The sequence below is a fragment of the Bacillus norwichensis genome (assembly GCF_014836955.1).
Taxonomy (GTDB): Bacteria; Bacillota; Bacilli; order Bacillales; family Bacillaceae_C; genus Siminovitchia; species Siminovitchia norwichensis.
The window spans coordinates 120,296-145,688 of the sequence record NZ_JACSPV010000009.1 but is presented as its reverse complement, the minus strand read 5'-3'; the positions used below and the strand labels follow the sequence as shown (position 1 = coordinate 145,688).

At 36.4% G+C, this 25,393-nt stretch carries 24 protein-coding genes; 3 read left to right on the top strand and 21 right to left on the bottom strand.

What is annotated here, in order from left to right:
- Nucleotides 1-106: 106 nt before the first annotated feature.
- From H9631_RS07790 to H9631_RS07730, 14 genes are all read right to left on the bottom strand, one after another.
- Complete coding sequence (locus H9631_RS07790; RefSeq protein WP_191811531.1) at nucleotides 107-2,683, bottom strand: ABC transporter permease; 2,577 nt, start codon at nucleotides 2,681-2,683, stop codon at nucleotides 107-109.
- Nucleotides 2,680-3,363 carry an ABC transporter ATP-binding protein gene (locus H9631_RS07785; RefSeq protein WP_191811529.1) on the bottom strand — a complete coding sequence of 228 codons (684 nt, stop codon included), beginning with the start codon at nucleotides 3,361-3,363 and terminating at the stop codon, nucleotides 2,680-2,682. The genes H9631_RS07790 and H9631_RS07785 overlap by 4 nt, the downstream gene beginning before the upstream one ends.
- A gap of 854 nt (nucleotides 3,364-4,217) precedes the next feature.
- A complete protein-coding gene (locus H9631_RS07780) occupies nucleotides 4,218-5,219 on the bottom strand; it encodes a sensor histidine kinase (protein WP_191811527.1) in 1,002 nt (333 codons plus the stop codon).
- 1 nt (nucleotide 5,220) lies between these two features.
- Nucleotides 5,221-5,904, bottom strand: a complete 684-nt coding sequence (locus tag H9631_RS07775) for a response regulator transcription factor (RefSeq protein WP_191811525.1) — start codon at nucleotides 5,902-5,904, stop codon at nucleotides 5,221-5,223.
- A 352-nt stretch (nucleotides 5,905-6,256) separates the two neighbouring features.
- Nucleotides 6,257-7,051 carry a CPBP family intramembrane glutamic endopeptidase gene (locus H9631_RS07770; RefSeq protein ID WP_191811524.1) on the bottom strand — a complete coding sequence of 265 codons (795 nt, stop codon included), beginning with the start codon at nucleotides 7,049-7,051 and terminating at the stop codon, nucleotides 6,257-6,259.
- Nucleotides 7,052-7,068: 17 nt separating this feature from the next.
- The gene (locus H9631_RS07765; RefSeq protein ID WP_191811522.1) at nucleotides 7,069-7,728 is read right to left on the bottom strand and encodes a TetR/AcrR family transcriptional regulator; all 660 of its coding nucleotides are present in this window, start codon (nucleotides 7,726-7,728) and stop codon (nucleotides 7,069-7,071) included.
- Nucleotides 7,729-7,907: 179 nt separating this feature from the next.
- Complete coding sequence (locus tag H9631_RS07760; RefSeq protein WP_191811520.1) at nucleotides 7,908-8,204, bottom strand: hypothetical protein; 297 nt, start codon at nucleotides 8,202-8,204, stop codon at nucleotides 7,908-7,910.
- Between the two features lie 34 nt (nucleotides 8,205-8,238).
- Nucleotides 8,239-9,069 carry an MBL fold metallo-hydrolase gene (locus H9631_RS07755; protein ID WP_191811519.1) on the bottom strand — a complete coding sequence of 277 codons (831 nt, stop codon included), beginning with the start codon at nucleotides 9,067-9,069 and terminating at the stop codon, nucleotides 8,239-8,241.
- Between the two features lie 376 nt (nucleotides 9,070-9,445).
- Nucleotides 9,446-11,314: a ribosomal protection-like ABC-F family protein gene (gene abc-f, locus H9631_RS07750; protein ID WP_191811517.1), complete on the bottom strand. Its 1,869-nt coding sequence runs from the start codon at nucleotides 11,312-11,314 to the stop codon at nucleotides 9,446-9,448.
- A 177-nt stretch (nucleotides 11,315-11,491) separates the two neighbouring features.
- A complete protein-coding gene (locus H9631_RS22695; RefSeq protein WP_318246781.1) occupies nucleotides 11,492-11,608 on the bottom strand; it encodes an RAxF-45 family protein in 117 nt (38 codons plus the stop codon).
- Nucleotides 11,609-11,895: 287 nt separating this feature from the next.
- Nucleotides 11,896-12,834, bottom strand: coding sequence for a DMT family transporter (locus H9631_RS07745; RefSeq protein ID WP_191811514.1), 939 nt, complete (start codon nucleotides 12,832-12,834; stop codon nucleotides 11,896-11,898).
- 207 nt (nucleotides 12,835-13,041) lie between these two features.
- A complete protein-coding gene (locus tag H9631_RS22830) occupies nucleotides 13,042-13,185 on the bottom strand; it encodes a MetS family NSS transporter small subunit (protein WP_225220932.1) in 144 nt (47 codons plus the stop codon).
- A gap of 82 nt (nucleotides 13,186-13,267) precedes the next feature.
- Complete coding sequence (locus H9631_RS07735; protein ID WP_225220929.1) at nucleotides 13,268-13,981, bottom strand: helix-turn-helix transcriptional regulator; 714 nt, start codon at nucleotides 13,979-13,981, stop codon at nucleotides 13,268-13,270.
- A 33-nt stretch (nucleotides 13,982-14,014) separates the two neighbouring features.
- The gene (locus tag H9631_RS07730; protein WP_191811510.1) at nucleotides 14,015-14,800 is read right to left on the bottom strand and encodes a nucleotidyltransferase domain-containing protein; all 786 of its coding nucleotides are present in this window, start codon (nucleotides 14,798-14,800) and stop codon (nucleotides 14,015-14,017) included.
- Nucleotides 14,801-15,547: 747 nt separating this feature from the next.
- On the opposite strand from H9631_RS07730, the gene H9631_RS07725 reads away from it, so the two are divergent.
- A complete protein-coding gene (locus tag H9631_RS07725) occupies nucleotides 15,548-16,264 on the top strand; it encodes a sigma-70 family RNA polymerase sigma factor (protein WP_191811508.1) in 717 nt (238 codons plus the stop codon).
- A 25-nt stretch (nucleotides 16,265-16,289) separates the two neighbouring features.
- Nucleotides 16,290-16,871 carry an ATP-dependent Clp endopeptidase proteolytic subunit ClpP gene (clpP, locus tag H9631_RS07720; RefSeq protein ID WP_191811506.1) on the top strand — a complete coding sequence of 194 codons (582 nt, stop codon included), beginning with the start codon at nucleotides 16,290-16,292 and terminating at the stop codon, nucleotides 16,869-16,871.
- 232 nt (nucleotides 16,872-17,103) lie between these two features.
- On the opposite strand, the gene H9631_RS07715 is transcribed toward clpP, so the two are convergent.
- Entirely contained in the window at nucleotides 17,104-17,961 is an 858-nt protein-coding gene (locus H9631_RS07715) for a class I SAM-dependent methyltransferase (RefSeq protein ID WP_191811504.1), read from the bottom strand.
- Between the two features lie 433 nt (nucleotides 17,962-18,394).
- A complete protein-coding gene (locus H9631_RS07710; protein ID WP_191811502.1) occupies nucleotides 18,395-19,585 on the bottom strand; it encodes a YhgE/Pip domain-containing protein in 1,191 nt (396 codons plus the stop codon).
- Between the two features lie 169 nt (nucleotides 19,586-19,754).
- Between H9631_RS07710 and H9631_RS07705 the strand changes: the two genes are divergently transcribed.
- Nucleotides 19,755-20,372, top strand: a complete 618-nt coding sequence (locus tag H9631_RS07705) for a TetR/AcrR family transcriptional regulator (protein WP_191811500.1) — start codon at nucleotides 19,755-19,757, stop codon at nucleotides 20,370-20,372.
- A gap of 260 nt (nucleotides 20,373-20,632) precedes the next feature.
- Here H9631_RS07705 and H9631_RS22965 read toward each other — a convergent pair whose 3' ends face one another.
- The 5 genes from H9631_RS22965 to H9631_RS07685 form a co-directional block, all read right to left on the bottom strand.
- Nucleotides 20,633-20,836 carry a CysS/YqeB C-terminal domain-containing protein gene (locus tag H9631_RS22965; RefSeq protein ID WP_449727651.1) on the bottom strand — a complete coding sequence of 68 codons (204 nt, stop codon included), beginning with the start codon at nucleotides 20,834-20,836 and terminating at the stop codon, nucleotides 20,633-20,635.
- Nucleotides 20,793-21,197 carry a YqeB family protein gene (locus H9631_RS22310; protein ID WP_449727652.1) on the bottom strand — a complete coding sequence of 135 codons (405 nt, stop codon included), beginning with the start codon at nucleotides 21,195-21,197 and terminating at the stop codon, nucleotides 20,793-20,795. Before H9631_RS22310 ends, H9631_RS22965 begins: the two co-directional genes overlap by 44 nt.
- A 515-nt stretch (nucleotides 21,198-21,712) precedes the next feature.
- Complete coding sequence (locus H9631_RS07695) at nucleotides 21,713-23,143, bottom strand: DUF4367 domain-containing protein (RefSeq protein ID WP_191811498.1); 1,431 nt, start codon at nucleotides 23,141-23,143, stop codon at nucleotides 21,713-21,715.
- On the bottom strand, nucleotides 23,118-23,666 hold the full coding sequence (locus H9631_RS07690) for an RNA polymerase sigma factor (protein ID WP_191811496.1): 549 nt from the start codon (nucleotides 23,664-23,666) through the stop codon (nucleotides 23,118-23,120). Before H9631_RS07690 ends, H9631_RS07695 begins: the two co-directional genes overlap by 26 nt.
- 520 nt (nucleotides 23,667-24,186) lie before the next feature.
- Nucleotides 24,187-25,152 carry a DUF4822 domain-containing protein gene (locus tag H9631_RS07685; protein ID WP_191811494.1) on the bottom strand — a complete coding sequence of 322 codons (966 nt, stop codon included), beginning with the start codon at nucleotides 25,150-25,152 and terminating at the stop codon, nucleotides 24,187-24,189.
- Nucleotides 25,153-25,393 lie beyond the last annotated feature (241 nt).

Sequence of the window (25,393 nt, the reverse complement as noted above, 5' to 3'; positions counted from 1 at the left end):
TGCATAAGGTAAGAATCAGTTTTCATTCTAGACGGTGGCGACGAGAAACGTCGCCCGATTGTTTCCTCTGAAAATCTCTGGCATCCGCCGGAGGCTTTAACTTCAACTATATATTTTCTTGTTTTAAAGCATCGATGATGTTTTCCTTCTTTACCTTCGCACTCGAATAAAGCATGGACATACCGACGATGATAAAAACGGCTAGAGTCACATAGACAATACTCATCCACGGTAGTGAGAAAGTGTAACTAAACGAATTCATCAGTGCCTTATGGATAAGAAGCATACATAAAAGACTTAAAGGAAGTCCATACATTAATGCTTTTATTCCATAAAAAATACTTTCATAGTTGATCATTTTATTAAAACCTTTAGGCGTCATTCCTACCGATTTGAGCATAGCAAATTCACGTTTTCTTAAAGAAATGCTCGTCGAAATGGTATTTAAAATATTTGCAATTGAAATGGCTGTAATCAATACGATAAATCCATAAGTAAAGACAGACATGATCATTACCATTTGTTCATCCTGCTGACGGCTTTGATACACATTAAGAATGTAATGTTTAACTTCTTCCATTTCCTCTATTTTTTTCTGAGTCTTAATTGGATCTGCGCTATTTAAATACAACTCGCGCTCTTCGCCTACCTTAATGCCCAGTCTATCTAGAGCTGTTTCAGATATAACAATATTCAAGCTGCTGGGACCTTCTGGAATAACTCCCACAGGAAGCTGATCTGTTAATGCCGAAATAGTCAATTCATTTATATATTTTTGTTTATCATCCTCTTGATAATCAGAATATAACTTAATCTTCTCTCCAACCTTTGTATGAATAACCTTTGTTTCAACATATTTCCCTTTTTCTTCATCTTCATACTGAATTTTATCAATCACAATTGCGTTTAAACCAGCTTGAAGCTCGTTGTAATCTGCCCCCGCTTCTTTTGCATATGCTTTTAAGCTTTTATCATCAAGCACATAAAGACACACTTGATAAGGATATTTTCCTTTAACAAGCTCACCATTAAAGTCTTCGAGTTGACGCAGTACATCAGACACCTCATCTTTTTCTATCCAAGATTGAGCATATTGTTTCGACATTATCGCATATTTTGTTATTTCATCAGTTGATAAAATCGAGTTGACCAGCTGGTCGTCTCTCCCTCGTTCTATCCCCACCCCAATATCATAGTTTAGTCCGTCCCGAGAAAGGGACAATGACTTTTTTAAATTGTCTGTAAAAAAGGAGACGGATAAGAAAAGCATTATACTGATCACAAGTGAAAAAACAGTTGCTTGATATCTTCGCCTATTTCTTTTTAAATTTTTCAAGCCTATTTCAGCTTCGATTCCAAATAATTTACGAACTGTTTTGGAGGTCTTTACTGCTTTTCTGGTTAACTTTACATCGGTTGATTGACGAATTGCGTCAATCGCAGATATACGTGAGGCTCTCCTTGCAGGGATATAAGTGGATATGAAAATGGTAATGATCGAAACCAAGACAGCTAATAGCATAGAGCCTGACGTTACGGTCACTTTTAACCTTTCAGTTATTTCCAATGCCCCTTGAATAATGGAATTAATTAGTAAGAATGTGACCCACATTCCAGCAAGCCCAGACAGTATTCCAATTGGGATACTGATCAATCCAATCATAATCCCCTCAAAAAATACCGAGTTTCGCTTTTGTTTTTTTGTCGCCCCAACACTGGAAAGCATCCCCAAATGCCTGGAGCGTTCCGAAACGGAAATCGCGAACGCATTATAAATTAATGACACTGATCCAACAATAATAATAATCATGATGATGGCCGTCAATGAATAAAGTGTTGTACGCATACCTTCACTTTTTACTGCACCATAGTAAATCAGTAAATCATAGTTCATTCCAAAGTAATCAATGTGATTTTTCTTGGCTAAACTTGCTGCATGGTCGAATATAGAATTGTTGACTTTCTTTAAGACGACTGCTGCATCTACAAGTTCGTCCTTGCCATCTAAACCTTCATCAAGATAGGAAATGGCCGTATAACCGGGCCCCCAGATGGGTTCCGATGTCGGGCGTTTAATTGTACCAACTATCGTAAACTCTTTTGTTGATGTAACTTTCAATTCTTCATTGATTTCACCTTTATCATCTGTTATTAAAGAATAAGTTTGATCCAAAGGTTCATCAATCTCCGGATCATTTGAAATTCTGTTGCCAATATCGAGCTTGATTACATCACCAATCTTATAATCAACCTGGGCACTATCGTTCACTTCATTTGAAATAACAATTTCATCTGGTGTTCTTGGCAATCTGCCACTACTTAATTTTATGGGAAATTGTTCAAATCCAGCTTGATTATACTGTTTGATAAATAGATAAGGCTTATCTTCATTTTTACTTCCTTTTAATAAAGCGTAGCCTAGCTCTTTTAATAGAACTATTTTTTTCGTATTCTCATCTTTCTTTATTGCCTGGAGTTGATCTTGATTAACGTCACTATAAAGAACATGCCATTCTCCTCTATCTGCAATAGCTTGCCTCTTCATCAAATCCATAAAAGAAACACCAATCGTTGCCACTGCTGTGAGCATTGCTACAGAAATGATCACTCCAATGATCGTGACGAGTGTTCGACGCTTATTTTTCCGCAAATGCCTGACTGTCAGTTTGTTGACAATGTTCATGGACGAATCACCTCGTCCCGGGTTATCTTGCCATCTTCAATTGCTATAAGGCGGTCTGCCTGGAGAGCAATCCGCTCATCATGTGTAATGACAATGAGAGTCTGGTTATAGGTTTTATGAAACATTTTCAATAAATCGATAATTTCCGCACTATTTTTACTATCCAGATTCCCCGTTGGTTCATCCGCCAGCATAATTGCCGGATTACTAATTAAGGCACGTCCAATTGAAACCCGCTGTTGCTGTCCGCCCGAAAGCTGATTTGGCAAATGATTTAAGCGACTTTCCAAATTCAGCTTTTTCACAATATCATCAAGCTGTTTTTTATCAACCTGATGCTGATCCAACAAAAGCGGCAAAGTAATATTTTCTTCCACCGTTAAAACGGGAATCAGATTGTAAAATTGATAGATTAAGCCAATCTGTCTTCTCCTAAAAATAGCTAACTGCGTTTCATTCAGGCTATAAATATCAGTATTATTCACAAATACTTTTCCACTTGAAGGACGATCCACACCACCAAGCAAATGTAAAAGTGTGGATTTACCAGATCCGGACGGACCGATAATCGCAATAAACTCTCCCTTTTTAACGGTAAAAGAAACATCATCCAATGCCTTAACGGCTGTCTCATCTTTTCCATACACTTTAGACAGATTTTCTATTTTTAAAATTTCCATTGTAAAACCTCCATGTTTGCTGTTAATTATAGTTTATCTATCCAAAGTGACATTCAAGTGACTTTGAAAATGACAATTTAGTCACTTAGCTTTTGTTAAAGGTAGTCAAGAAAAGCGGAAGAGCCTGTTTATCGACGTACAGACTGGAGCGATTCTGACGAGATAAAGGAAACACGCGAAGTGCAGCGGAGCGATGTTGACTTATCGTAGGAAGAAGCGGGAAGTCTGCTAGTCGATAGGCGCTGGAGCTAGCCAATAGAAAAGCGGAAGAGCCTGTTTATCGACGTACAGACTGGAGCGATTCTGACGAGATAAAGGAAACACGCGAAGTGCAGCGGAGCGATGTTGACTTATCGCAGGAAGAAGCGGGAAGTCTGCTAGTCGATAGGCGCTGGAGCTAGCCAATAGAAAAGCGGAAGCGTCTGTTCATCGACGTACAGACTGGAGCGATTCTGACGAGATAAAGGAAACACGTGAAGTGCAGCGGAGCGATGTTGACTTATCGTAGGAAGAAGCGGGAAGTCTGCTAGTCGATAGGCGCTGGAGCTAGCCAATAGAAAAGCGGAAGAGCCTGTTTATCGACGTACAGACTGGAGCGATTCTGACGAGATAAAGGAAACACGCGAAGTGCAGCGGAGCGATGTTGACTTATCGCAGGAAGAAGCGGGAAGTCTGCTAGTCGATAGGCGCTGGAGCTAGCCAATAGAAAAGCGGAAGAGCCAGTCGATAGGCGCTGAAGAAGAAATAATCTGCCTTCAAAAAGCGCTTTGAGTTAGGCACAGCTCCTTTTTCAAGAGCATTTACCGTAACTTTTCCTTTGAAAAAGCCACCCATTAAAAGAAATTTGGGCGGCTTTATATCACCTGCGTATAAAACTTTATTCTAAATTTAGTACCCTTTCCTTTTTCACTCGTTACACTGATATCCCCATTTTGGCTTTTGATAATACTATTAGCCATCGCAAGTCCAATTCCCACACTATCCTCACTTGCATTTTTTCCTTTATAAAAGCGTTTGAAAATATATGGTAAATCTATTCTTGGAATACCCTGACCATTATCGCTAATGATGACTTCCGTAAACAAGGCGTTTTTTGTGAAGGTAATGCTAATAGTTCCGCCTTCCTGAGTATGCTCTACACAGTTCTTCAATATATTTATGAGTGCTTCAACAGTCCAATTAAAATCACCCAAAAATGTTATGTTTTCTTCACCGTTAATTGATATGTTCTGTTCTTTAATATCAATAGGGATCAGGACAGATTGAATTGCTGCTTGAATTAGCTGATGAACCACAATCTTATCCTTTTTAAATTGAACAGTACCTGCATCGATTTTCGAGAGCTTTAATAATGAAGAAACAAGCCATTCTATCCGTTCAAGTTGAACTCGGATATTGCGTGTAAACTCCATCCTTTTTTCCTTAGGCAGGTCTGCATCACTTAATAAGTCTGACATCACCATCATTGAAGTTAACGGTGTTTTCAATTGGTGAGATATATCTGAAATCGCATCTGTCAGTTGAAGCTTGTCTTTCTGTAGAAGTAAGCTCTGTTCAGAGAGCTTTAGCGTAACTTTATAAATATCACTTTTTAAAATACTTAGCTCGCCTTCATGATTATCTCTTATATCCAAAGAATAATTGCCACTTGTAATTTGACGTAAATAATCGGACAACTTCTCGATTTCATGATATCTCCAACGAGTAAAGATAAAGCAGGAAAAGATCAGTAAAAAAGAAGTGATAGAAATTAGAATAAAAGCAGCGGTAGAAATGAAGAATGCTGCGATGATTGCAGCCAAACTGATGGAACACATAGTGATTAATAAAATCTGAATCTCTTTATTTCGCAGCATATTAATCGCCAACCTTATAGCCAACACCACGTACTGTTTTAACAATAGTCGGATTTTGCGGCTGATCCTCTAATTTTTCTCTTAACCGTTTAATGTAAACAGTTAATGTATTATCATTCACAAAGTCCCCTGCTACATCCCAAATTTGTTCAAGCAGCTGATTTCGTGAAAGCACTTGTCCAATATGATTAGCAAAGATTAATAGTAACCGATATTCCAACGCCGTTAAAATAACCTCAACGCCATTTTTATAGACCTTTCCTTCGAGGGTATTTATCTTAATATTTTCAATTTCAATCACTGTTTTTGTTTGTATCTGCTTATGATATCTACGTAAAACAGATTTAATTCGTGAGAGCAGCTCGCGAATACGGAATGGCTTCGTCACATAATCATCGGCCCCCATATCAAGTCCCATCACCACATTAACTTCATCATCAACGGCTGTTAAAAAAATGACCGGAATATCGCTCTTCTCTTTTACCATTTTGCATAAATCATAGCCACTGCCGTCAGGCAAAGACAAATCAAATAAACATAAAGAAATTTGCTCAAGCTGTTCTGATAATATCTTCTTAGCGGAGCTGGCATCATAGCATAATATTGTTGAAAAATCATCTTGCTGAAGTGAATATTCAAGTCCGGACGCAATTGTTTTATCATCTTCCACCAGTAAAATTTTCATTTCCAAGTCACCTTTTCTATACATCATCATGAATAGAGTGTATTTAATATTTAGGGATTCTGCAATAATGAATCTGTTCCACGATTGTCTTTGTTTTCTTCCAAAGCTGATTTTTCAGGTAACAGAGAGGCGATTCAAAATTCCATAAAAAATTCAGATTGATGTTCAATACCAATTTCTGTTAAATGATGAGGACCTTGATATAAAAAACTGTTTTTCATAAATAACAACGTTTTTTTACAGGTGGGATTCATAAAAAATGAGCATAATTCTTACTGCTGAATTGCTCCCGATTGTTCCGTTATTAATTTTTATTGGATATTAAAATCTATAGCTTAAGTAAGTAAGAATCTTATTTGTTATGTGATGATAAGACATTTATCCGTGGTGTAGAGCCTTTAGTGTTATTCCTCTTACGATAGAGTTCAAACACTGTAAAAATGACCAGTGCAAATAAAAGCGTAAATAAAGCAGACAGAACATTTGTATCTGGAATATATACTTCCCAAAATGAATTAATCAGGGCATGGAAAATAACACATAAAAAAATACTCTTAGTGGATAAATAAATGACGGTCATTAAAAATGATAGTGCTAGGGCCATTAGAGTAAACCAAAGAAAATTCATAGTCACTTGATTTGAACCAATCACAAACCATAATGGCAAATGCCAGATTGCCCAAATACCTCCCACAATGAGCGTACTTGTGAATGAAGAAAATTTCTTTTGCAACGTAGGCTGTAAATACCCACGCCAGCCGATTTCCTCCAGACCACCTCCAATAATCATTATTGGAAAATTTATCAATGCCAAATATAGAGGGTTCGCAACCGTTGCTCCATCCCAAAGAGTCGGTAAAAAACAAGCCGCAAATGCAAGTCCGACAGTAAGTAAATACCATACGAATGGATGTCTAGGATTTCTTATATTTTTAATAAACGATTTAAACTCTTCTTTAGAACTATATTTCCTTTTTAGCCATATCTCACAAATAGCAGGTGCGACACCGCCTAGAATAAACAAGATGATTGATAATGCTGTTCCAAATTTGAGCAAATTGAATTGTGTTAATATCGCTAAGCCGCCCCATAGTATCCATGATAAAGAAAATGTATAGAATAGAAACCTTCTTACCTCTTTCCCCAACCCTGTTACCTCCATCCTTACTTGGATCCCAACAATAATAATACAGACTTACATAGAGTATCCATTAGGGTAATCTCATCAAAAAGTGCTTGTTCATCTTGAAACATCCCATAGCACTTTTGTAAAACAACATCTCTTACAATTCCATCAATAGACGTCATCATAAAAGTAAATAAATCTTCTGGTGATACTTTAGGCTGAAAACACCCCAAAGAAATTCCTTCATTGACTGCATTAAATAATCGCTCAACCAAGTATTGTCCACTTTCCTGTTCAGTAATGTTAGATAAAATTTTTTCTTGTCTTTTTGGATTGTTCGCAAATAAAATTGTAAGCTCAAATTGAATTTTGCCCACAGTTGATAAGTTCTCTTTAATATATTCTCCGAGAAAAGTAAACAGATTTTCTATCGTCTCTTTAGGAGAATGGCTATTTTCAATGGTTGCATTTACAGCCTGCTTATAGTCAGCATTATTGTTAGCTTGATTAATGATTGCAACAAGTATTTCGTCTAAGTCTGAAAAATAGCGATAAATTCCTCCCTGACTTAACCCTGAAGCTTTAATAATATCTCTCATCGTAATTTCATATAGTGGCTTAACTTTACATACCGTTAATGCTGCTTCTAAAATAGCATTTTTCTTTCTTACTACATATTCATTGCTCACCTTAGGCATAGTAACCTCCTCTTAAAATAAAAATGACACATATGTCATTTTTATTTTATATCACACCCTGTTCATCGTCAATTATTAAATGAAACTACTGTAATTTAAATAATTTCCAATGTGTATTAATAATATCATTTAGGCGTAAACACAGTACGGAATCTCCAAAAGTCTTGATATATCAACGTTTACCATTTATCAAATGCGCCTTGGCGTATTTGCGCCCAGAATTTATCGAGCTTCGCTCGATAAATTCTGTGGCATCCACCGGAGGCTTTAACTTCATTCAGCCGGGGTTTGAACCTCCTCTGAATGGAATACCAATATGCATTTTTTTCTTTCACTAATTTTTCTTTTAGTTTATAAAACCATTTATTTCCAAATTCTGATTCGTCAGAAAGAATCGCAAAAGTTCTATATGCCGACATCAACGCCAATAGAACGGTAAATGATAAACGAATTGATCTAAATATAAAGTAAATCATAAATCTCCTCAACAAAAAATGAGTGATGACTCATTCATTTTTCAAACGTTGAAATACCCGTTTTTTGTTGAATGATAGAGTTTATAATATGAATTGAGTCCCATTCTCCTGAGGAGAAATGCGTAATTGGATATTTTTTAGGAAACAATAGTTTATGAATCTCTTCTGGATTGTTTCCTTCATCATACAACTTTAAAATATTCCCTTGCAGATCCAACAGATATTCTAGCTTTTGCTTTAAGGCTGAGCGCCCATTGTTCAAATAACCTGCGTGGCTGCAGAACACTTCATCAAAATCATAGGATAAGACTTTTTTAATTGATTCGATAATCATTGGGATATCCTCTTCACGAAGAATAACCTTTGTCTTCTCCTGACAATAAAGGTCTCCAGTAAAAAGCTGCCCTGTTGAATGATTTAAAAAAGCGAGATGATCGATAGCATGTCCTGGTGTTTTGATTACCCGCCATGTTCCATTTTGAGAATGAAATGTTTCAGAAATCGGTTCTGCCTGGAATGGCCCACGTCTTCCCCAAAACAACTGACGGTAAATAGGATAGGCAGCCTTCTTACTACAATACTCAATCATCATATCATCCATAAAAATAGGAAGCTGAAGCTTCTGCAGATATGAGGCACCCCCTGTATGATCTTCATGATAATGGGTAATCACTACTTGATCAATATCAAGCTGCCGAAAAAATGGATTAAAGTACTTTTCCAATGACTTCGCCCCTGTATCTATTAAAACACCATCAAGGAAAAAGCAATGAACATTTAATTTGATGTTTTGAAATGACATCGTCCCATTTCCCATCTGTACTCCGTTCACTGACTCACTTTTGAAGCTTTTCTTAAAGAGCATAAACCTTTCCTCCTCCTTGTGACTAAGTTAACAAATATCCCAGTGATAAAAATGCATTTTTCTGATTATATCAAATATAGGATTAAATTGTATAGTTATTGCCTTTTTCAACTGGCATGAATTCAAAGAAATTGGAGCGTATATATTCTAATACAAACTAAGCTCCTACCAACGTTCCAGTCTTATCCGTTTTTTTTCGACAATATTTGTCTTACTTGAGCGTATTTCTTTTTTGGAACAGTATCTTAGGTCAAACTGAACCGTAGTTCTCTGTTTTGGACAGTGTTACAATATCCTGAAACCGGTGGGTATCTAGCAAGAAGATCCCACACAGACAAATCAGTTGGACGAAACGTTTCGTCCAACTGATTTACTTTTACAAATGCAGTTGCTTATAAAGTGTTTCCCACTGTCTCTCGAGCTCCTCCTTATCTTGATATAGTTGTTGTAAATGTTCTAATTCATGAATTTCCGTTAACTGTTTATCCAACTCTGAAATCTTATGTTCCAGCGTTTCTAATTCCTTTTCTAAAAAGTCATTTTCTATATTATTGCGTTTTACCGTCTTTACCAAAGGTGGTTTCTTTTTAATGTCTGTTATATGCTCTGTTCTACTTTTTTCATCAGCCATTTTCTCCTTTGACCAATTGTAGTTTCCTTCGAAACAATGAACTTCTTTTGAGTCAATCCAAAAAATTTTCTCAAATAGCTTATTTAGAAAATAGCGATCATGTGAAACAGCCAAAATTGTTCCACTATAATTTTCAAGAGCTTCTTCCAAAACTTCTCGAGATTCAATGTCTAGGTGGTTTGTTGGTTCATCTAAAATGAGCAGGTTAATGTCTTGATACATCAGTTGAGCTAAGCGAAGTCTCATTTTTTCTCCTCCACTAAGCTGAGAAACTTTACGGAAAACTATATGACCATAAAATAAAAACCTGGCCAAAATATGTCTTGCCTCCCCTTCCGTAACCCTTACCTCATTGCGAAACGCCTCAATAAGTGTTTCATCTTTAATCTCGGAAAATATGTTTTGAGATAAATATCCAATTTTTACATTACTTCCGATTCTAATTTCTCCCTCATCAGCAAGGAGTTGCCCCAGAACCATTTTGATTAAAGTGGATTTCCCCGTTCCATTCTCTCCAACAATAGCAACTCGTTCTTGATACGTCACATGCATATGAGCACGTTTGAATAACACCTTCTCTCCATAAGATTTTGAAACATCAGTGAGCATCAACACATCTTTACCACTTCGATCTGCAGAATCTATCTCGAGGCCCATTTTTTTCTGATTTAATTTTGGGTGATTCAGTTTTTCCATTCTCTCTAATGCCCTCTCCATATTTCTTGCGCGTTTATGAAGACCTTCATTAGGAGGATTGGCTCTATTCGCCCAATCTTTTAGACGTTTGATAGCTTCTTTCATTTTTTTTATTTTCTTTTGCTGTTCTTCATATGCGTTGAATTCTCTTAAAAGCCGTTCCTCTTTTTCTTTCACAAATCCGGAAAAGTTTGTAGAATAACACTCAATTTCTCCTTCCTCCAAATCAAAAATTTTATTCACAACCTCATCGAGAAAATATCGATCGTGAGAAATAACAACAATCGTTCCACTATAATCTTGCAAATAGCTGCCAAGCCAGTCTAATGCCATTAAATCTAAATGGTTTGTTGGTTCATCTAGTAATAAGAAGTCTGGTTTTTTTAAAAGAATAAGGGCTAAGCCAACCTTTGTTTTTTCGCCACCACTTAATTGGACGAATTCCTTATCAAGTAGATCATGAATGTTTAGGCCATTAACGATTTTTTCAATATTAGCCTCCACCTCATATCCACCTTTTAATGTAAAATAATCTTGAAGATTTCCGTAATCATTGATTAATTTTTGCAGGCTTTCTCCATTTGTTTCCTTCCCCATCTTTACCTCAAGCTTTTTCATTTTCTCTTCTATTTGTAAAAGATCTGAGAAAGCTGTTTCCAAAACCGCCTTTGTCGTCAATTGACTTGGAAAAGCTGGAATTTGCGCGAGATAGCCCACCTCAGAACCCTTTTTCCAGTTAATTTGGCCAGAATCAGGCATTTCCTCCCCGCTTAGCAACCGGAATAAAGTCGTTTTCCCACTTCCATTTCTCCCAACTAGGCCAACCCGATCTTTCTCGTGAATTTCAAACGATATATTTTCAAAAATGGAGTGACCTCCATACATTTTTCCGAGCTGATGTACACTGCATATAATCATATATGTTCCTCCTTCAATAAAAAAACACACAAAAAAGCCATGAGAAAACGCACCCTCTCATGACTTGCTTATTAAGGACTTATGAGGCCATAAAAAAAGAAGAGCATGAAAAGCTCCTCTATAACCATCCTTATATATTGTGGGTTAGAGATGTTTTCACCGTTTTAGATTTGCTATTCAATTGCTAAAAAAGGGCATACGTATCCCGTTAACAATTGAAGCAGCAAATTTTGCACAGTTAAAAAATAAGAAATCTGTCCAAAACCCGTGCACTAAAACAGCTTGATTTAACATCTTTACCCACCTCCGTTTCATCGTTAATTATTCCTATTTTATTATGTTTTGAATATATTTTCAAGCCTAACTAAAAAATCAAATGTGTCTTGGCGTATTTGCACCCAGATTTTTATCGAACTCCGCTTAATACATTTCCTCTGAAAATCTGAGCCATCCGCCGGTGGCTATAGCTTCATTCAACCGGAGTTTTGAAACCCCACTGAATGGAATACCAATACGCATTCATCTATTACAGAAGCGGGTGACCTTTGCTGAATGAAGTCAAACCTTTGGGCTGCTGGAACTCAAAGCTTACTGCCTTTTTCATACGTATCCGTTTTGTAGTGTACGCTTCGAAACCGACTCAATAGCCTTTTTACTGGATAAATCGTAATATTTCCTGAAAGCAATAATCCGATGACAACAAAAATAGTAGCCACACTGTCGAAGATAGTAACAGATTCACCTAAAAAAACATGTGCAAATAGATATCCAAAAATAGGTGTCAAAAATAACCAGTTATTAGCCTTTACCGTATCTTGTTTCAACAAATAAAACCAAAGTAACATTGTTCCGATTGAAATAACAAAAACTAACCAGCCTAGTGATCCCAATAGATTCAGATCCAACTTCATAAAATAAGAATCTTTTTCAAGGATAAAAGCGATAGGAATTAATATAATGCCGCCAATTGTCATTTGCCAAGTATTAATCACAATACTGGGTAATTTTAGATCTATTTTTTTAAAATAAACACTTCCAACAGCCATTGATGACATCCCTATGCCCAAAATAATCAAACCGTATACAGGTATTTCCCCTGCTGAAAAAGATGGCCATGTCGCAATGAGCAATCCAAAACCAGCCACAGTCATCCCTATCCATTCCATGAGTAAAACTTTTCTTTTTAATAGTATCCAAGACAAAAAAGCAACTAGGAACGGATTGGTTGTCACAAATAAATTAAATAATCCCGCTGACACATCGTTCAATGCCCAAAACGTTGCTCCCAAGTAAATGGTTGTATTGAATAAGCCCAAAAAAAAGAGTGACCTCCATTCATTTAATTTGGGCCAAGGATATTTCTGATAAAAAAAATAAATATACAAGAATAGCAAACCTCCGGCGATGATAAAGCGAATGGTCGCCAGCGCTAATGGTGTAGTCGAGTTTAACCCGATCTTTGTTGCTATAGCCGCAGATGACCATAGCATTGTAAAAAATATACCTATAACTGTTTTCATGATTTTCTCCTTTATAGAACTTACAACAAACATCAAATGCGCCCGGATTTTATCGAGAGAAGCTCGATACATTTTCTGTGAAAATCGGTGTCATCCGCCAGAGATTTTAACTTCATCGAACCCCACTAAATAGAATACCAATACGCATTCATCTCTTACAGAAGTGAATGACTTCTGCTGAATGAAGGTAAAAATCCAAGCAGTGCATCAAAAATCAGATTTATTAAACCAAATGACATTTTTTAAGTAACCTTTTTTAAATTTTCTTTTTTTGAGAAATCGGAAAATAAAGTACCCTAAACCGCCCCAAAGCAAAACAATACTAAAAATCATCACAACGATCGCGTCCATGGACATAAAAAATCATCTCCCTTTATCCATTTGACTTAATTGTAATGGATAAAGGGAGATGATTTTTACTGATTTATAGGGATTATTTATCAGAAATACATTGTTTTCGAAATTGAGTTGGTGTTATTCCCTCATATTTTTGGAACAAGCGGGTTAAGGATGATTGATATTCTAAACCAACTTGGAGAGCAATATGTAAAATAGATAAATTTGTATGACAGAGAAGCTCTTTCGCCTTGTTCAAACGTACCTCCTGTATATATGTAAAAGGAGTTTTCTCAGTTTTTTTGTAAAACCACTCCGAATAATAGGTGGGATGATAATGTTCAAGAGAGGCTAATTTTTGAATGGTTATTTTCTCGTGATAATGATCATGGATGTATTGAATAGATTTGGGCAGACAATCTTGGAGTAAATAATAAGATATATATGGATAAAGCTGCTTCAATGCAGAAGTATTTACATTTTTTTGCTCCATTTCATTTTGGATCAGAAAACGAATGCCTTTCCAATGATTATTAAACTTGCATAAAATGCCCTCTTCCTGAAGCTCCCTTCTTGTTAACATGAAATCTGGGATCTCCAAAATCAAAAACTCATTACTAGTCATAGAATGAAAAGTATGAGTACAATTTGGAGGAATATAAAGTAATGTTTCATGATTTAATTGAAAATCGTTTACCCCAGTCTGTATAGAAAGTTGACCTTGAAGCGGTAAGATTAGTTGTCCATAATAATGGAAATGAGTATCTGGTGTTGAACTATAGGTTCTTTTCTCGGCCGCAATTTTTTCCATTATCCATCCCCTCCTATTCAAAGAATACATTCTTTAATTACTTCTTTCCATCGTTTTTTCGTTAAACCAATCAATAAAATAATCGATGTAATTCAATACTTCGTTGACGGTTGGAATCTTTTTATGAAGAAAAGCACCTTTCATTTTTTTGAAATTGATTTCGCCCGGAAAATAATGCTGAAGAATTTGAAGATTTTCCTGGATACTTGTACTCCAGCTCTCATCTTTTTCAGCTACGTAGCAATATGCTCCTCTGACAATACGTTTCAATACTGATAACAATTGATGATTATCAACTTCTCCTTCATTCATTTCTTTTCGTGAGCGATTAAGCGTATCGATAAGATCTTGATTTAATGCTCGACAGATTTGAAAATTCGGCTTCATTTTAGGAAAGTGAATGGATAGATCTTCGCCATAAATACAAATACAGACATGTTTCAACCAAAATCCCCAATAATACTGACTATTATCCTGAAATACTTCATCCATCATTCCTATATCATAATCCACTTTCGGTACAATAGGATTTTCACTAATAAACTTTCTGTTTTCCTCATTTAATAATGCTGCTTCTTGAGGTGTAAATGGTGATGTTACGATTACCGATAGATCAATATCTGAAGTACCAAACACAGCCTGACCTCGACCTACACTACCGTAGAGATATACACTATGTAATTTAGCTCCTGCGCATTTTTTTAGAATCTCAATCACTTGATTTAACAATTCTTTGTACGCACAATTAACTTTATCTAATGATGTTGCATTCAAAATATATCCATCATTATCTACACCGATTCTTGTAGGAAACTCCATAATTCTCCCCCTAATGCTTAGAGCATTTACATTTAGAATATTCTTTAACAGAACCTTGATTTAAAAAGATTTAAACATAGAGAGAAGATTCTTTATTATTACTAGAATCTTATTAACCGCGCCTCATTTTTGTAAATCTATTCTATCAAATAGTTTGAAGCTAACCAATTACCTTATTGAATCCCCTCATTTATTTGTAAAATAAGGATTTTCGTTTAAGCTTATTCATATATTGTTAAACGTTATGTCAAAATTATCAATTAAGGACTCTCCGTCGATTAATAATGGCAATAAGATAAAAAATCAAATACACCTTGGCGTATTTGCGCCCGATACATATCCTTTGAAAATCTGTAGTATCCGAAAGAAGGATTTTACTTCATTCAGTCGGGGGTTGAAGCCCTACTGAATAAAGTTAAAATATATGACGGCACACACTCAGAGCGTCTTTGAAAGACTTGCCATTCGGGACGCTAGATGTATCAACTTCTATCCCTTGTGATGACATGGAAAAGCGCATAGAATTAGAAAGAAATTAAACATGAAAGACCTTCGCTATGATCTTTCCTGGCCTATACATCGTATGTGACAAAAATGCATGTCAATACTATTTAAAGTTATTTTGAGTGACAGCATTTAAGGTCGGCGCCTATTTTCCACAAAATGAGGAAAAAGATTTTAACCCCGTATCCTTTTTGCTTTATCAAACGTTTAGTAAATAGAGAGGTGCTAAAAGGAGTGAGCCAAATGTATAAAGATCGTTTTCCTGTTCTCGTTAAAAATAACGTTCCATCCAAGGATGGACTGACACGGAACCTTATGAACTTACTTCCTCAGCTCCAGCAATATTGTCAGTATCTTTCTCAAAACAAATGGGACGGAGAAGATATTGCTCAGGAAGTAATGGTTAAGGTATTGGATCGTTATAAGCATAAAGAAGACATTACGCCTGCTTTGTTAAAAAGAATAGCATATAACTTTTGGATTGATACAATCCGTAAGAGAAAAAATGAAACATCATTGTCTTTAACTGAGTTAGAGGAAACCACGAAAGAAACTAGCGATGCTTTAGATGTGATTGATTTTTTAATGAAAAAATTAACACCGAAGCAAGCCGTCATTGTGATGTTGAAGGAAGGCTTTCAATTTAAATCAAAAGAAATCGCGAGGTTATTAGGCACAACTGAGATGGCCGTAAAGGCAAGCCTTAGCCGAGCAAGAAAAAGAATGGATAGTAAAGATATTGAAAAAGCTCCCTTCTCCAATCAATTGTACTGGACTGAAGAAGAACATGATCAGCTTTATCAACTATTCTACAAAGCCATAACATTACAAGATCCAACTGTGCTGATCGAAGCTATACCATCTATCCGCACTCTGAAAAAAGAAACAGGTGCACCAACGGCTATTTTGAACCAGAGATTGCATTACTCTCCTTCAAGCACTCTCTCTATGGCTGCATAGCAAAACTAAAAAGGAGGAATGAGTCTTGAGTACAATTCCATATGTTATCGAGCAATCGAATTTAGGGGAGCGCTCCTATGATATATACTCCCGTTTATTAAAAGACCGGATTATTATGATTGGTGAAGAAATTAATGATCATATGGCAAATAGCATTGTGGCACAACTATTATTTTTGGCGGCAGACAATCCAGAAAAAGATATTTCCTTATATATCAATAGTCCAGGTGGATCTACAAGTGCAGGTTTTGCCATATTTGATACGATGCAATACATTCAGCCTGATGTGAGGACAATTTGCACCGGGATGGCAGCCTCATTTGGTGCAATGCTGCTTCTAGCTGGTACAAAAGGGAAACGCCTCGCTCTTCCAAATAGTGAGGTCATGATCCATCAACCGCTTGGGGGTGCTAGAGGGCAAGCAACAGAAATTGAAATCTCAGCGAAAAGAATTCTAAAGTTGAAAGAAAAAGTCAATCAAATCATGGCGGACAGAACCGGCCAAACCGTTGAAAAAATTGCAGCAGATACAGAACGGGATTTTTTCATGAGTGCGGAAGAAGCTAAAGAATATGGAATAATAGACGAGGTTATAGAATTAAAATAAACAAAAGAATCAGGAGGTTAGAGAAAGAATCAGCAAGCAAAATTTATGATCGACTTGATTTCAAAACAAAACTTAGTGAAAAGAGTCATTCAATTGAGCTGCTTGCTAGAGGCACACGCCTAAAGTGAGGACACACCGTTTAAATACGCTAAAATAGCCGATCCTGCTTGTAGAAGGATCGGCTTAATGTTGATCAAATTTGCTGCTCTGACGGATGTAACATATCTTTGCTCTATGTAGTCGCTATCAGGAATTCCTCTCCACTTGGCAGCCTAAGGTTATCAGTTCGTCCAGTAAAGTAGCGCTTGTCAAGATCGGTTGCAGATACATGCTGGACTTCTCGAAAACCAGCCTCACGAGCCATTGCCAACATCTCCGGCGGTGTGAAGAAGCTAATGAAAGGGGTACCGCTTGCTCGTGCTCCCTTTCCTGCTGCTTCGGCTTCAGAGCGCAGCTCTGTTTCAGTAAGTTCAAACGGCAGTAGGAATGTCATGGCTAATGTGGAGCCAGGGGCCAACCTTGCTACCTGACGAAGTGTATCCATAATTGCGTCTCTAGTAAGATATTGAGTAACACCAGTAGAGGCCACAACTGTTGGGCGTGTCGCATCAAAACCGGCGGATTTTAGTTGCTCCCACCAAGACCCGCCAGCTTCGAAGTCAACCGACACAAGTCGTAACCACTCTGGAACTTCAAATCCGAGCTCCATCAACCGTTGTCTCTTCCAAGACTGCATATCAGGCTGGTCAACCTCAAAGACCCGCATCCGAGAGGCAATCTCCGGCCGTCGCTGAGCAAAGGTATCTAAGCCAGCTCCAAGGATAACATATTGGTTCACACCATTGTCGAGTTGCTCAGTGACCAAGTCTTCAATATAACGAGCACGGGCCACAATCGATGCTCGAAAGCTGCGGGTACCCTCTGGATCCATGTCAGGGCGTTGACGCCATCCATCCTCTGGGTCAGCCAATTGCAGGCCTACTTCGTCTTCAAGTACATGCGGGGATGAATCAACCTGAACATGCAGTGCCCGCCATAGCGCAACTCTGATTGCAGTATTGTCAGGCTCCCTATTTTCCTTGTCATGCATAATATTCTCTCCTCTCGGAACATGTTTTGGAGATGCGAAAAGACTATTTAGAATCTGTGTGTGGTTTTTCAACCTAATTATTCCTAATGCCTCTTAAGTCATTATTCCATAAAATCGACATTAAAGTAAAACCTGTCATTGGTCTTATTCAATTGGGTGACTGGTTTTATAATAACCTTGTCTATATAGAAACAATACTGGAAACCCGAGAAAATTATTTTAGTTAACATGTTGAGTTATGTTTTTTAGTGAAAGAAAGGTCCATATGCTTCATCTACTTTCTGGAACTGTTCCCTCGAATCTTCTTTTAAAGCCAATCTCTCACCAAAGCCCTCTTATTCCCCGATACCCCATATTTTGTTTAACTATCTTTAGAATAAACACTATTCAAAGTGATTTGAATTTCATTTTTTAAAAAATAACAGATGTCAAATCAATTTGGAAGATTTCCATGTTCACTATTTTGTTCTTTTCCTGTCTTATGCTTCAATGCAGTACCTAGTATGGTTAACATGCTTACTAATCCAAGCCAAAACAGAGCAGAAACGGAGTTATTCCATGTTAACCCTTTCCCAAAGAAGAACTGTTCTCGAAGTCCTTCTACCATGAATCGCATCGGCAGCCATGTATAAATCCAATCCCGATAAAACGGAGACATCATTTCAGGTGCCAGTGCCAATAGAGGTGCACCGAAGAAAAGCATTAAGACAAAGACCGCGATCCCCTTAATCCCAACTAATGAAAGTACTGCTGAAATCATCAGGAAGAAACTAAAGGAAGCAATTGATAAAAATAAAGCTGTATCCATAAAGCTTGGGATATTCAAACCTACCATTCCGTCAGCTATCCAAGTCAAGCCAAACCCAATGACAAGTGCTGCCACAGCGCCTATTAATATCTGTCCGATCTTTGTCATAAGGTTCTCTTTTCTAGTGTTAATCGGTATTTTATTAACGGAAAAAAAGATGATTGCTGCACTAGCCATACTTGCCATCCATAATGGTTGAAATAATGAAACAGGTGAGTTGCCATTCGCACTATTTTTTCCAACCTCATTTATATTTGTGACTTTTTTTGTAATAGGTATGACCAAGTTAGAAGCCTGTTCTACTGTCAAAGTTGTACCTTGTGCTTTAAATCCTTTTACCAGTTGAGCGCGAACATTATTGTTCATGTTGTCAACTACACCGTTCAATATTTGTCCCGCAAAAGTCGATGCCGCCATATTCATTCCCTGATTGATATATATTTGTACTTCAGGAGAAGAGGCTTCTGATGTCTGCAATGATACTTGCTTGGCGCTGAAATCATTAGGAATCACTAACGCTGCATAATACTTTTGGTCATCCAAACCCCTTTGGGCTGCCTCTTTACTTTTTACCTCCACCCATTTAACAGCAGGATCATTATCCGTCTTAGATGACTTTTGAATCATATCAACAATGGTTTTCCCCATATTCATTTTTGGTTGATTCGGAATTTCTGCTCCTTGATCTTCATTCACAATTGCAATTGGCAAATTTTTCGGTTGAGGTTGGACTGATGGAAATAAGGTTAGAGAAAAAATAAATATAACTGCTAGTGCAATAATTGGTGATAACAAGAAAAGTTTGTTTTTTAACATTTTGATGCTATTCCTCCTTCGATTTGAGATATAATAATATACAACGCGTTGTTTAATATTTAAAGTATATGTTTAGATTAATTCTTATACAACAATCAAAAATTGCAGATATGTCGTTTATCATACATCTTTAATAAATGTGTTGGATAAAAGTGAAGGAGGAACTACTATGCGGGAAAGAAATTTGGATTTGCGGGTGATTCGTACAAAAGACTCGATCCGAAATGCATTAGTAGAATTAATGGAAGAAAAAGGATTTGAAGCCATTACGGTGAAAGATATCACAAATAGGGCAAAAATAAATAGAGGTACTTTTTATGCTCACTATCAGGACAAATTTGATTTAATGACAAAATGTCAGGAAGACATAATGCAAGAGATGTATAGCATTGTAAAACAGAACTTCCCAAATGTTATGACGGAATTAGAAACTAACGGTTCGCCCGAACAGCCATTTACGATTGCTGTCTACATTTTTGACTATCTAAATGAAAATAGCGGTTTTATGAAAGCTGTGTTAAGTCCAAAAGGAGATTTGTCTTTCCAAACAAAATTAAAGGAGTTTATGTGGAGAACCATATTTGAGAACAATACAAACGCACTTATTAATAAGGAAAATTTACTAGTTCCAGGGCAATATTTAACTTCCTATATTGCATCAGCTCATATAGGAGTGATTCAGCAATGGTTGAATAGCGGGAGGAAAGAAACTCCTCAAGAAATGGCTCAAATCCTATCAACCATAACAATGAATGGACCTTTCTTTGCAGCTGGATTGAAAAAATAAAGCTGCTCTGGAAAAAGGACAGTACTCTCGATAAGCAGGTACTGTCCCTTTTATCTCAATCAAACAAGCTCGCCTGTTCTCTTTGCTTCCAATCCTTATCTTTCTCATTTCACCTTTATGTTTAGGCTTATCTTTCGTAGATATAAAAGTTAACTTTTATATGTTGAAAACTTCAATAGGCTTCATTCTTTTGTTCAATATTAGTTCTGAATCTACATCAGTTCCGTTTTTTACTATTGAAAAGAATGAACTTCCGATTTTTAACGATAATATTGTCGATTATCGTTTTCTTTTACTGATACTCGTAATTTCCAGAGCTCTTTAGCCAGCTGGAATACTTCTTCATCTTCTCCATTTTCAATCGCTATTTTTCTAGCTTTCAATAGCGCATTCGCAGCAGGTGATACATCCGGGGAATCTTCAAACCCACTTTTGAAAATCTTCTTTAAATGGCTCTTTGTCACTCCAAGAATAATGATGCTGTAAAAATGCTGTTCTTACTGTGTTTTCTTTAAGCTCTTGCTTATAACGAAATATCTCTTTCTCATCGTTTCCTAGTAGCACCAATTGCTTTTTATCCAAAAAAACAAGTAAGATATCTTTCTTGTTTAAGATTGTTTCTTCATTTCTAAGCTTTAATATAACTTTGTCGTCATAAATAGACATTTCTAGGCTTTCATGAAAAGTAAAAAAAGTCAATGCACTTCCCGCAATCAAACCTAAGATCATTGTAATAAATCCTACCCATACTCCATTGTAAGATGCTATTAATTTTAATGGCCCTTGAAAAGGTACCCAAGGTAAAGAACTTCCCCATTTTGCTATTCTCGGAAGAAACCACCCAAGAACTAACCCGACAAGTGGGAAACCAATCCATTGGTTCTAATCAGCTAGACATATCGCCGATATTACATTTAGGTTCATACCAATATGATGAATGACTTCACTTTTTAACATCTCCTCAAGAAATATATTTACTACCATTCGATATACCGCCCACAGTTTTTTGGTGGGTAGCTTTTCTAGTATTTGACTGCCAATTCAACTGATTTATCCTCTCTCTTGGATTCAACCATTTATTTTGTTCTACTAATAAAAAAACGTGTAAGCAAGAGAGCACATACACTCTCTTACATACACAGCATTTACGAGTAAATCTAATCTTTAGCTGTTTAAAATTCACCATTATTTCCTCGGTTTCCTTGTTTTAGGTACCAACTGTTGAATAACAGAAATCGACTTTTGGGCAGGGGGAGATAAGATTAATCGATTACAGTTTAAGATAAGTAATAAAACACTAACTTTGAAACAATCTTTTTTTATCTATTTTTTTTGTTTTATTATTGACGAATATCTATCCACCAACGATCCTTCGCATTCATATCTTCCGTTTTATCGAACCCGCTGTAATGGAAAACATCCAGAAACATTGAATCGAGTTTATCCTCATCTACAAAATATCCTAAGCTAATCCTCATCGTTTCTCCTGGTTGGAGACTGCCAATATTATAAAAGCTTTTCCCGTTTCCATGAGGCTTCAGATAATCAACTTCTCCCATCGTCATAATACTGTCTTCGGCGATTCCATCTTCTTCAGCATAGTTCCAGGCATTTTTTTCAGGTCTAAGGATCTGTAGGGATGGATGCATATAGATTTCTTCTGTTGCTTGTTTACTAGTATTTTTCACTTTTGTTGTCAAGTAAACAAATTTTGGGTGAACTAAAGGAGATTCCAGCAATTTGTCAATTGAGTCCTTACCATTCCCCACTTTATATACATGGCGTCTGTATGGTATTAATTTCTTCGTCTCGTCTAAAGCCTTATATTCGTTTATTATCCCTAGGCTAGAGTCATTAAAGTCCACTTGTTTAAAATCTTGGATTGAATCAAAGACTTTAACTTCTTCTATAACGAAATCCAGTCGATTTGTTATTCCGGTTTCTGCTTGCTTTAAGGTCACCGGTACCGTTTGACCCACTCTAAACAATTGTTTACTATCCTTTTGTAAAGGAATAACACTAAGCTCAGAAGTGTTATCGTCATCGTTAAAAAGAGATTTATCATAATCCATTATGATGGATGACTTTTCCTCTGATGTTGATTCAAGTGATATGCTTTCCAAGACTTGCATCATCTGTTCATCATTTACATCTGTTCCAATATAACTTTCTAACATGATCCCCTCTTCCTCAAATAAGAGAAAGACTTGTCTATCAAACATTAAATTATTGTTTCTCGTATCTCTTTTGACAATCACCGCTTTTTTTCCATCAATCTCCTTTTCTTCGTAGCCTTTTGAGTATAAGGTAGAAAAATCCGAATTTCCCCCTAATCTCCAGAGAAGAAATGAAAAACCACCTTGTGCAAAGTTATCTTTAAAGGAATATTTCATTTCCGATTCATCGATTGCTTCCATATTTTCTGGCAAATGCCCTATTTTCAATTTATACCAATCACGATTCTTTTTAAAAATCTTATTTATCACAGAAATATTCACTTCATGATTTTGTTTTTTGACAACCATATCATACACTTTCGCTACTCCAAAAGCGGTCGTTGGCATGCCAATTAATAAGCAGGCTGCGGCTATTAAAATACGCTTCCTTTTACGTTTGGGCTTTGATTGTTCATTCTTGCCCTTGATTTCTTCCATAAAAAACTTCTTTTTCTGTATATATGTATCTGAAAATCTATGTTGTTCATCTAGTTGATCAAAGTCATCTAAAGCAATTTTTTCAGCCAAGTCATCCATTTTTTTTGAGTTCATCATTCTGTGTACCTCCTATCACATCAAGAACTTGTTTACGCGCTCGTTCAAATTGCTTCCGAACATTGACTTCACTCATTCCCATTAACTCAGAGATTTCCCTATAAGTTAGGTTATAGAAGATCCTGTACTTAAAAACTTGTCTGTAAGAATCTTTTAATGTAGTTAACAACGTATCAATTTGAACCTCAGACATTAAATATTGTTCCCACGCACTAATATTTTCATTTGCTGCTTCTACTGCCTCTCTTTGATATTCTTCTAAGAATAGTCCATGTCGTTTATTTTTCCTGTAGCTGTCAATTGCTTTGTTTTTTGAAATTCTCAAAATGTAGCGTTTAAGTTCTTGGGTTTTTAAACTACGGACTTTCTCTAGTTGTTGGTAAATGGTAATAAATGTTTCTTGAACCACATCTTCGGCCTGTTCAATATTATTCAAAATAGAAAAGGCTACAAAATAAATTTTTTGTTCGTACAACTCATATAACTCTTCCATCTTTTCATAATCCTTATTTGTACCTTTCATGAAATACCTCCTCTCACCTTATATAACGAAGGAACGTAAGCTTTTTGTGACATTTTATAAAAAAGGTTTTCTAGCTCTAGCGCTGAGTTATATGTTTGACCTATTTTTATCTTTATTTAGCTTCCATTTAATCTCTATTGAAATTTAAAAAGTCCAATTATCTCATTAAAGTTGAGAAATTGGACTTTTTCATTCTAAAAAAGCACCGGCTGCTTTAAATACATCTTTCAGTTAATGCTTTCGGTTACGAATAACAAACAGGAATTTGACATCCTACATTGCTGTTCTGTGACGATAACCTAATAGTAGCAAATAGCCGTAACGAACACCATTTCGTTGGGTTATTGTCATTTAACTTTATTCGGCAGATGTCTCCCACTTCTGTAAGTGGTGGGATGAATAAATACTGGTGTGGGTTTGGACCCCAGCTGAATAAAGTTAAACGGCCTTAGTCCGCTAGAATTCAGGACTAAAGCCGTTCTGTCTTCTTACAAGGGCAGTTCCAACATTATTTTTGTTTTCAATGAGTAAACTCAGGTTTCAGATCGCCATCATAAGGTTCATGTTCCACAAATACAGTTATATCTTGCCCATCCTTGTCCTTCCCAGTTCTTTTATAAGTAAATTTATTGTCATTAAGCTCCGTAATTTCAAGTACAGCCCCATATTTATTTTCCCCTAATGAAACATGGGCTCTTATTTTATTTCCGTGTAGTACATTAAAGTAACCATAGTCTCCACGGCTTTTGCCTGTTTCAGGATTAAAAAACTCATATTTATTCGTCTTGTCATCATATTTTGCCAAGCTGATAAAATTTGTATTGTACTCTGTTACATCATTTTCATCTTCATCTAATACAATGGTTCCATGCCAAAGTGTATCAGCTAAAATTTTATCCCCATCTACATCTGTAACAATATCTCCCGTAGTAGTGTCCAATGTCTTATCAGGCTCAGTAAAAGAAAGCTCTTTTTCTTTATATGGAACATGCTCCACAAATATCTCTACGTCATTACCTTCAGCGTCTTTGCCCATTCTTTTATAAGTGAAGATATTCTCATTTAATTCTGTTATGTCAACTACTGCTTGGTAGTCCTTGGATTCGGAAATGAAAACTCGACTCTTCCCATCATTAGTGATAAAGAAAGTTCCTCTATCGTCACGACTTTGACCAGTTTTAGCATCAAAAAGTTCGTATCGGCCAGCCTCGGCATCATACTTTGCAAGACCGATATAATCGCTGTTCTCTTTTGTTAAATCGTGATTATCTTGATCATAAACTCTTTTGCCCTGCCAGTTTGTACTGCCAAGAATGTTGGCCATCTCTTGGCCTTTGGTTAAGTTATTTTTTGATTGAGCTTCTTTCTTTGTGTCCTCAGTTTTGGTTGTATTATCTTTTACAGCATCATCTTTTGTGTCGGGTTTTGTTTGACATGCTGCAAACAGGACTATTGTTAGACTTAATAAAATTAGTAACTTTCTCATATGTAATAACCTCCAAATTTTTTATTATATGCTTGTACCCATCCTTAACTATTGAAGGTGACCATTTTCCCCTCGCATTAGACAAAATTTTAAAGGCGTCTATTGCTCCTTGAATTGAGTCTCCTTGTTAATCCTTACCGCATATCCAATTCAGCTATTGGATGAGATACACCGTGAAAAATATAGTCAACATCCATTATTAGCCATTTGCAGATAGGATAAACTTCTAGTTTTCAAACGT

What these genes read in the sequence shown, in the direction of transcription:
- abc-f (WP_191811517.1), bottom strand. Translation starts at nt 11,314, where the DNA reads ATGATTATATGCAGTGTACATCAGCTCGGAAAAATGTATGGAGGTCAC.
- H9631_RS07730 (WP_191811510.1), bottom strand. Translation starts at nt 14,800, where the DNA reads ATGGAGTTTCCTACAAGAATCGGTGTAGATAATGATGGATATATTTTG.
- H9631_RS07755 (WP_191811519.1), bottom strand. Translation starts at nt 9,069, where the DNA reads ATGCTCTTTAAGAAAAGCTTCAAAAGTGAGTCAGTGAACGGAGTACAG.
- H9631_RS07760 (WP_191811520.1), bottom strand. Translation starts at nt 8,204, where the DNA reads ATGATTTACTTTATATTTAGATCAATTCGTTTATCATTTACCGTTCTA.
- H9631_RS07775 (WP_191811525.1), bottom strand. Translation starts at nt 5,904, where the DNA reads ATGAAAATTTTACTGGTGGAAGATGATAAAACAATTGCGTCCGGACTT.
- H9631_RS07695 (WP_191811498.1), bottom strand. Translation starts at nt 23,143, where the DNA reads ATGATGAACTCAAAAAAAATGGATGACTTGGCTGAAAAAATTGCTTTA.
- H9631_RS07765 (WP_191811522.1), bottom strand. Translation starts at nt 7,728, where the DNA reads ATGCCTAAGGTGAGCAATGAATATGTAGTAAGAAAGAAAAATGCTATT.
- H9631_RS07705 (WP_191811500.1), top strand. Translation starts at nt 19,755, where the DNA reads ATGCGGGAAAGAAATTTGGATTTGCGGGTGATTCGTACAAAAGACTCG.
- H9631_RS07785 (WP_191811529.1), bottom strand. Translation starts at nt 3,363, where the DNA reads ATGGAAATTTTAAAAATAGAAAATCTGTCTAAAGTGTATGGAAAAGAT.
- H9631_RS07745 (WP_191811514.1), bottom strand. Translation starts at nt 12,834, where the DNA reads ATGAAAACAGTTATAGGTATATTTTTTACAATGCTATGGTCATCTGCG.
- H9631_RS07690 (WP_191811496.1), bottom strand. Translation starts at nt 23,666, where the DNA reads ATGAAAGGTACAAATAAGGATTATGAAAAGATGGAAGAGTTATATGAG.
- H9631_RS22695 (WP_318246781.1), bottom strand. Translation starts at nt 11,608, where the DNA reads ATGTTAAATCAAGCTGTTTTAGTGCACGGGTTTTGGACAGATTTCTTA.
- H9631_RS07710 (WP_191811502.1), bottom strand. Translation starts at nt 19,585, where the DNA reads ATGTTAAAAAACAAACTTTTCTTGTTATCACCAATTATTGCACTAGCA.
- H9631_RS07715 (WP_191811504.1), bottom strand. Translation starts at nt 17,961, where the DNA reads ATGCATGACAAGGAAAATAGGGAGCCTGACAATACTGCAATCAGAGTT.
- H9631_RS07685 (WP_191811494.1), bottom strand. Translation starts at nt 25,152, where the DNA reads ATGAGAAAGTTACTAATTTTATTAAGTCTAACAATAGTCCTGTTTGCA.
- H9631_RS07790 (WP_191811531.1), bottom strand. Translation starts at nt 2,683, where the DNA reads ATGAACATTGTCAACAAACTGACAGTCAGGCATTTGCGGAAAAATAAG.
- H9631_RS07725 (WP_191811508.1), top strand. Translation starts at nt 15,548, where the DNA reads ATGTATAAAGATCGTTTTCCTGTTCTCGTTAAAAATAACGTTCCATCC.
- H9631_RS07735 (WP_225220929.1), bottom strand. Translation starts at nt 13,981, where the DNA reads ATGGAAAAAATTGCGGCCGAGAAAAGAACCTATAGTTCAACACCAGAT.
- H9631_RS07780 (WP_191811527.1), bottom strand. Translation starts at nt 5,219, where the DNA reads ATGCTGCGAAATAAAGAGATTCAGATTTTATTAATCACTATGTGTTCC.
- H9631_RS22830 (WP_225220932.1), bottom strand. Translation starts at nt 13,185, where the DNA reads ATGGACGCGATCGTTGTGATGATTTTTAGTATTGTTTTGCTTTGGGGC.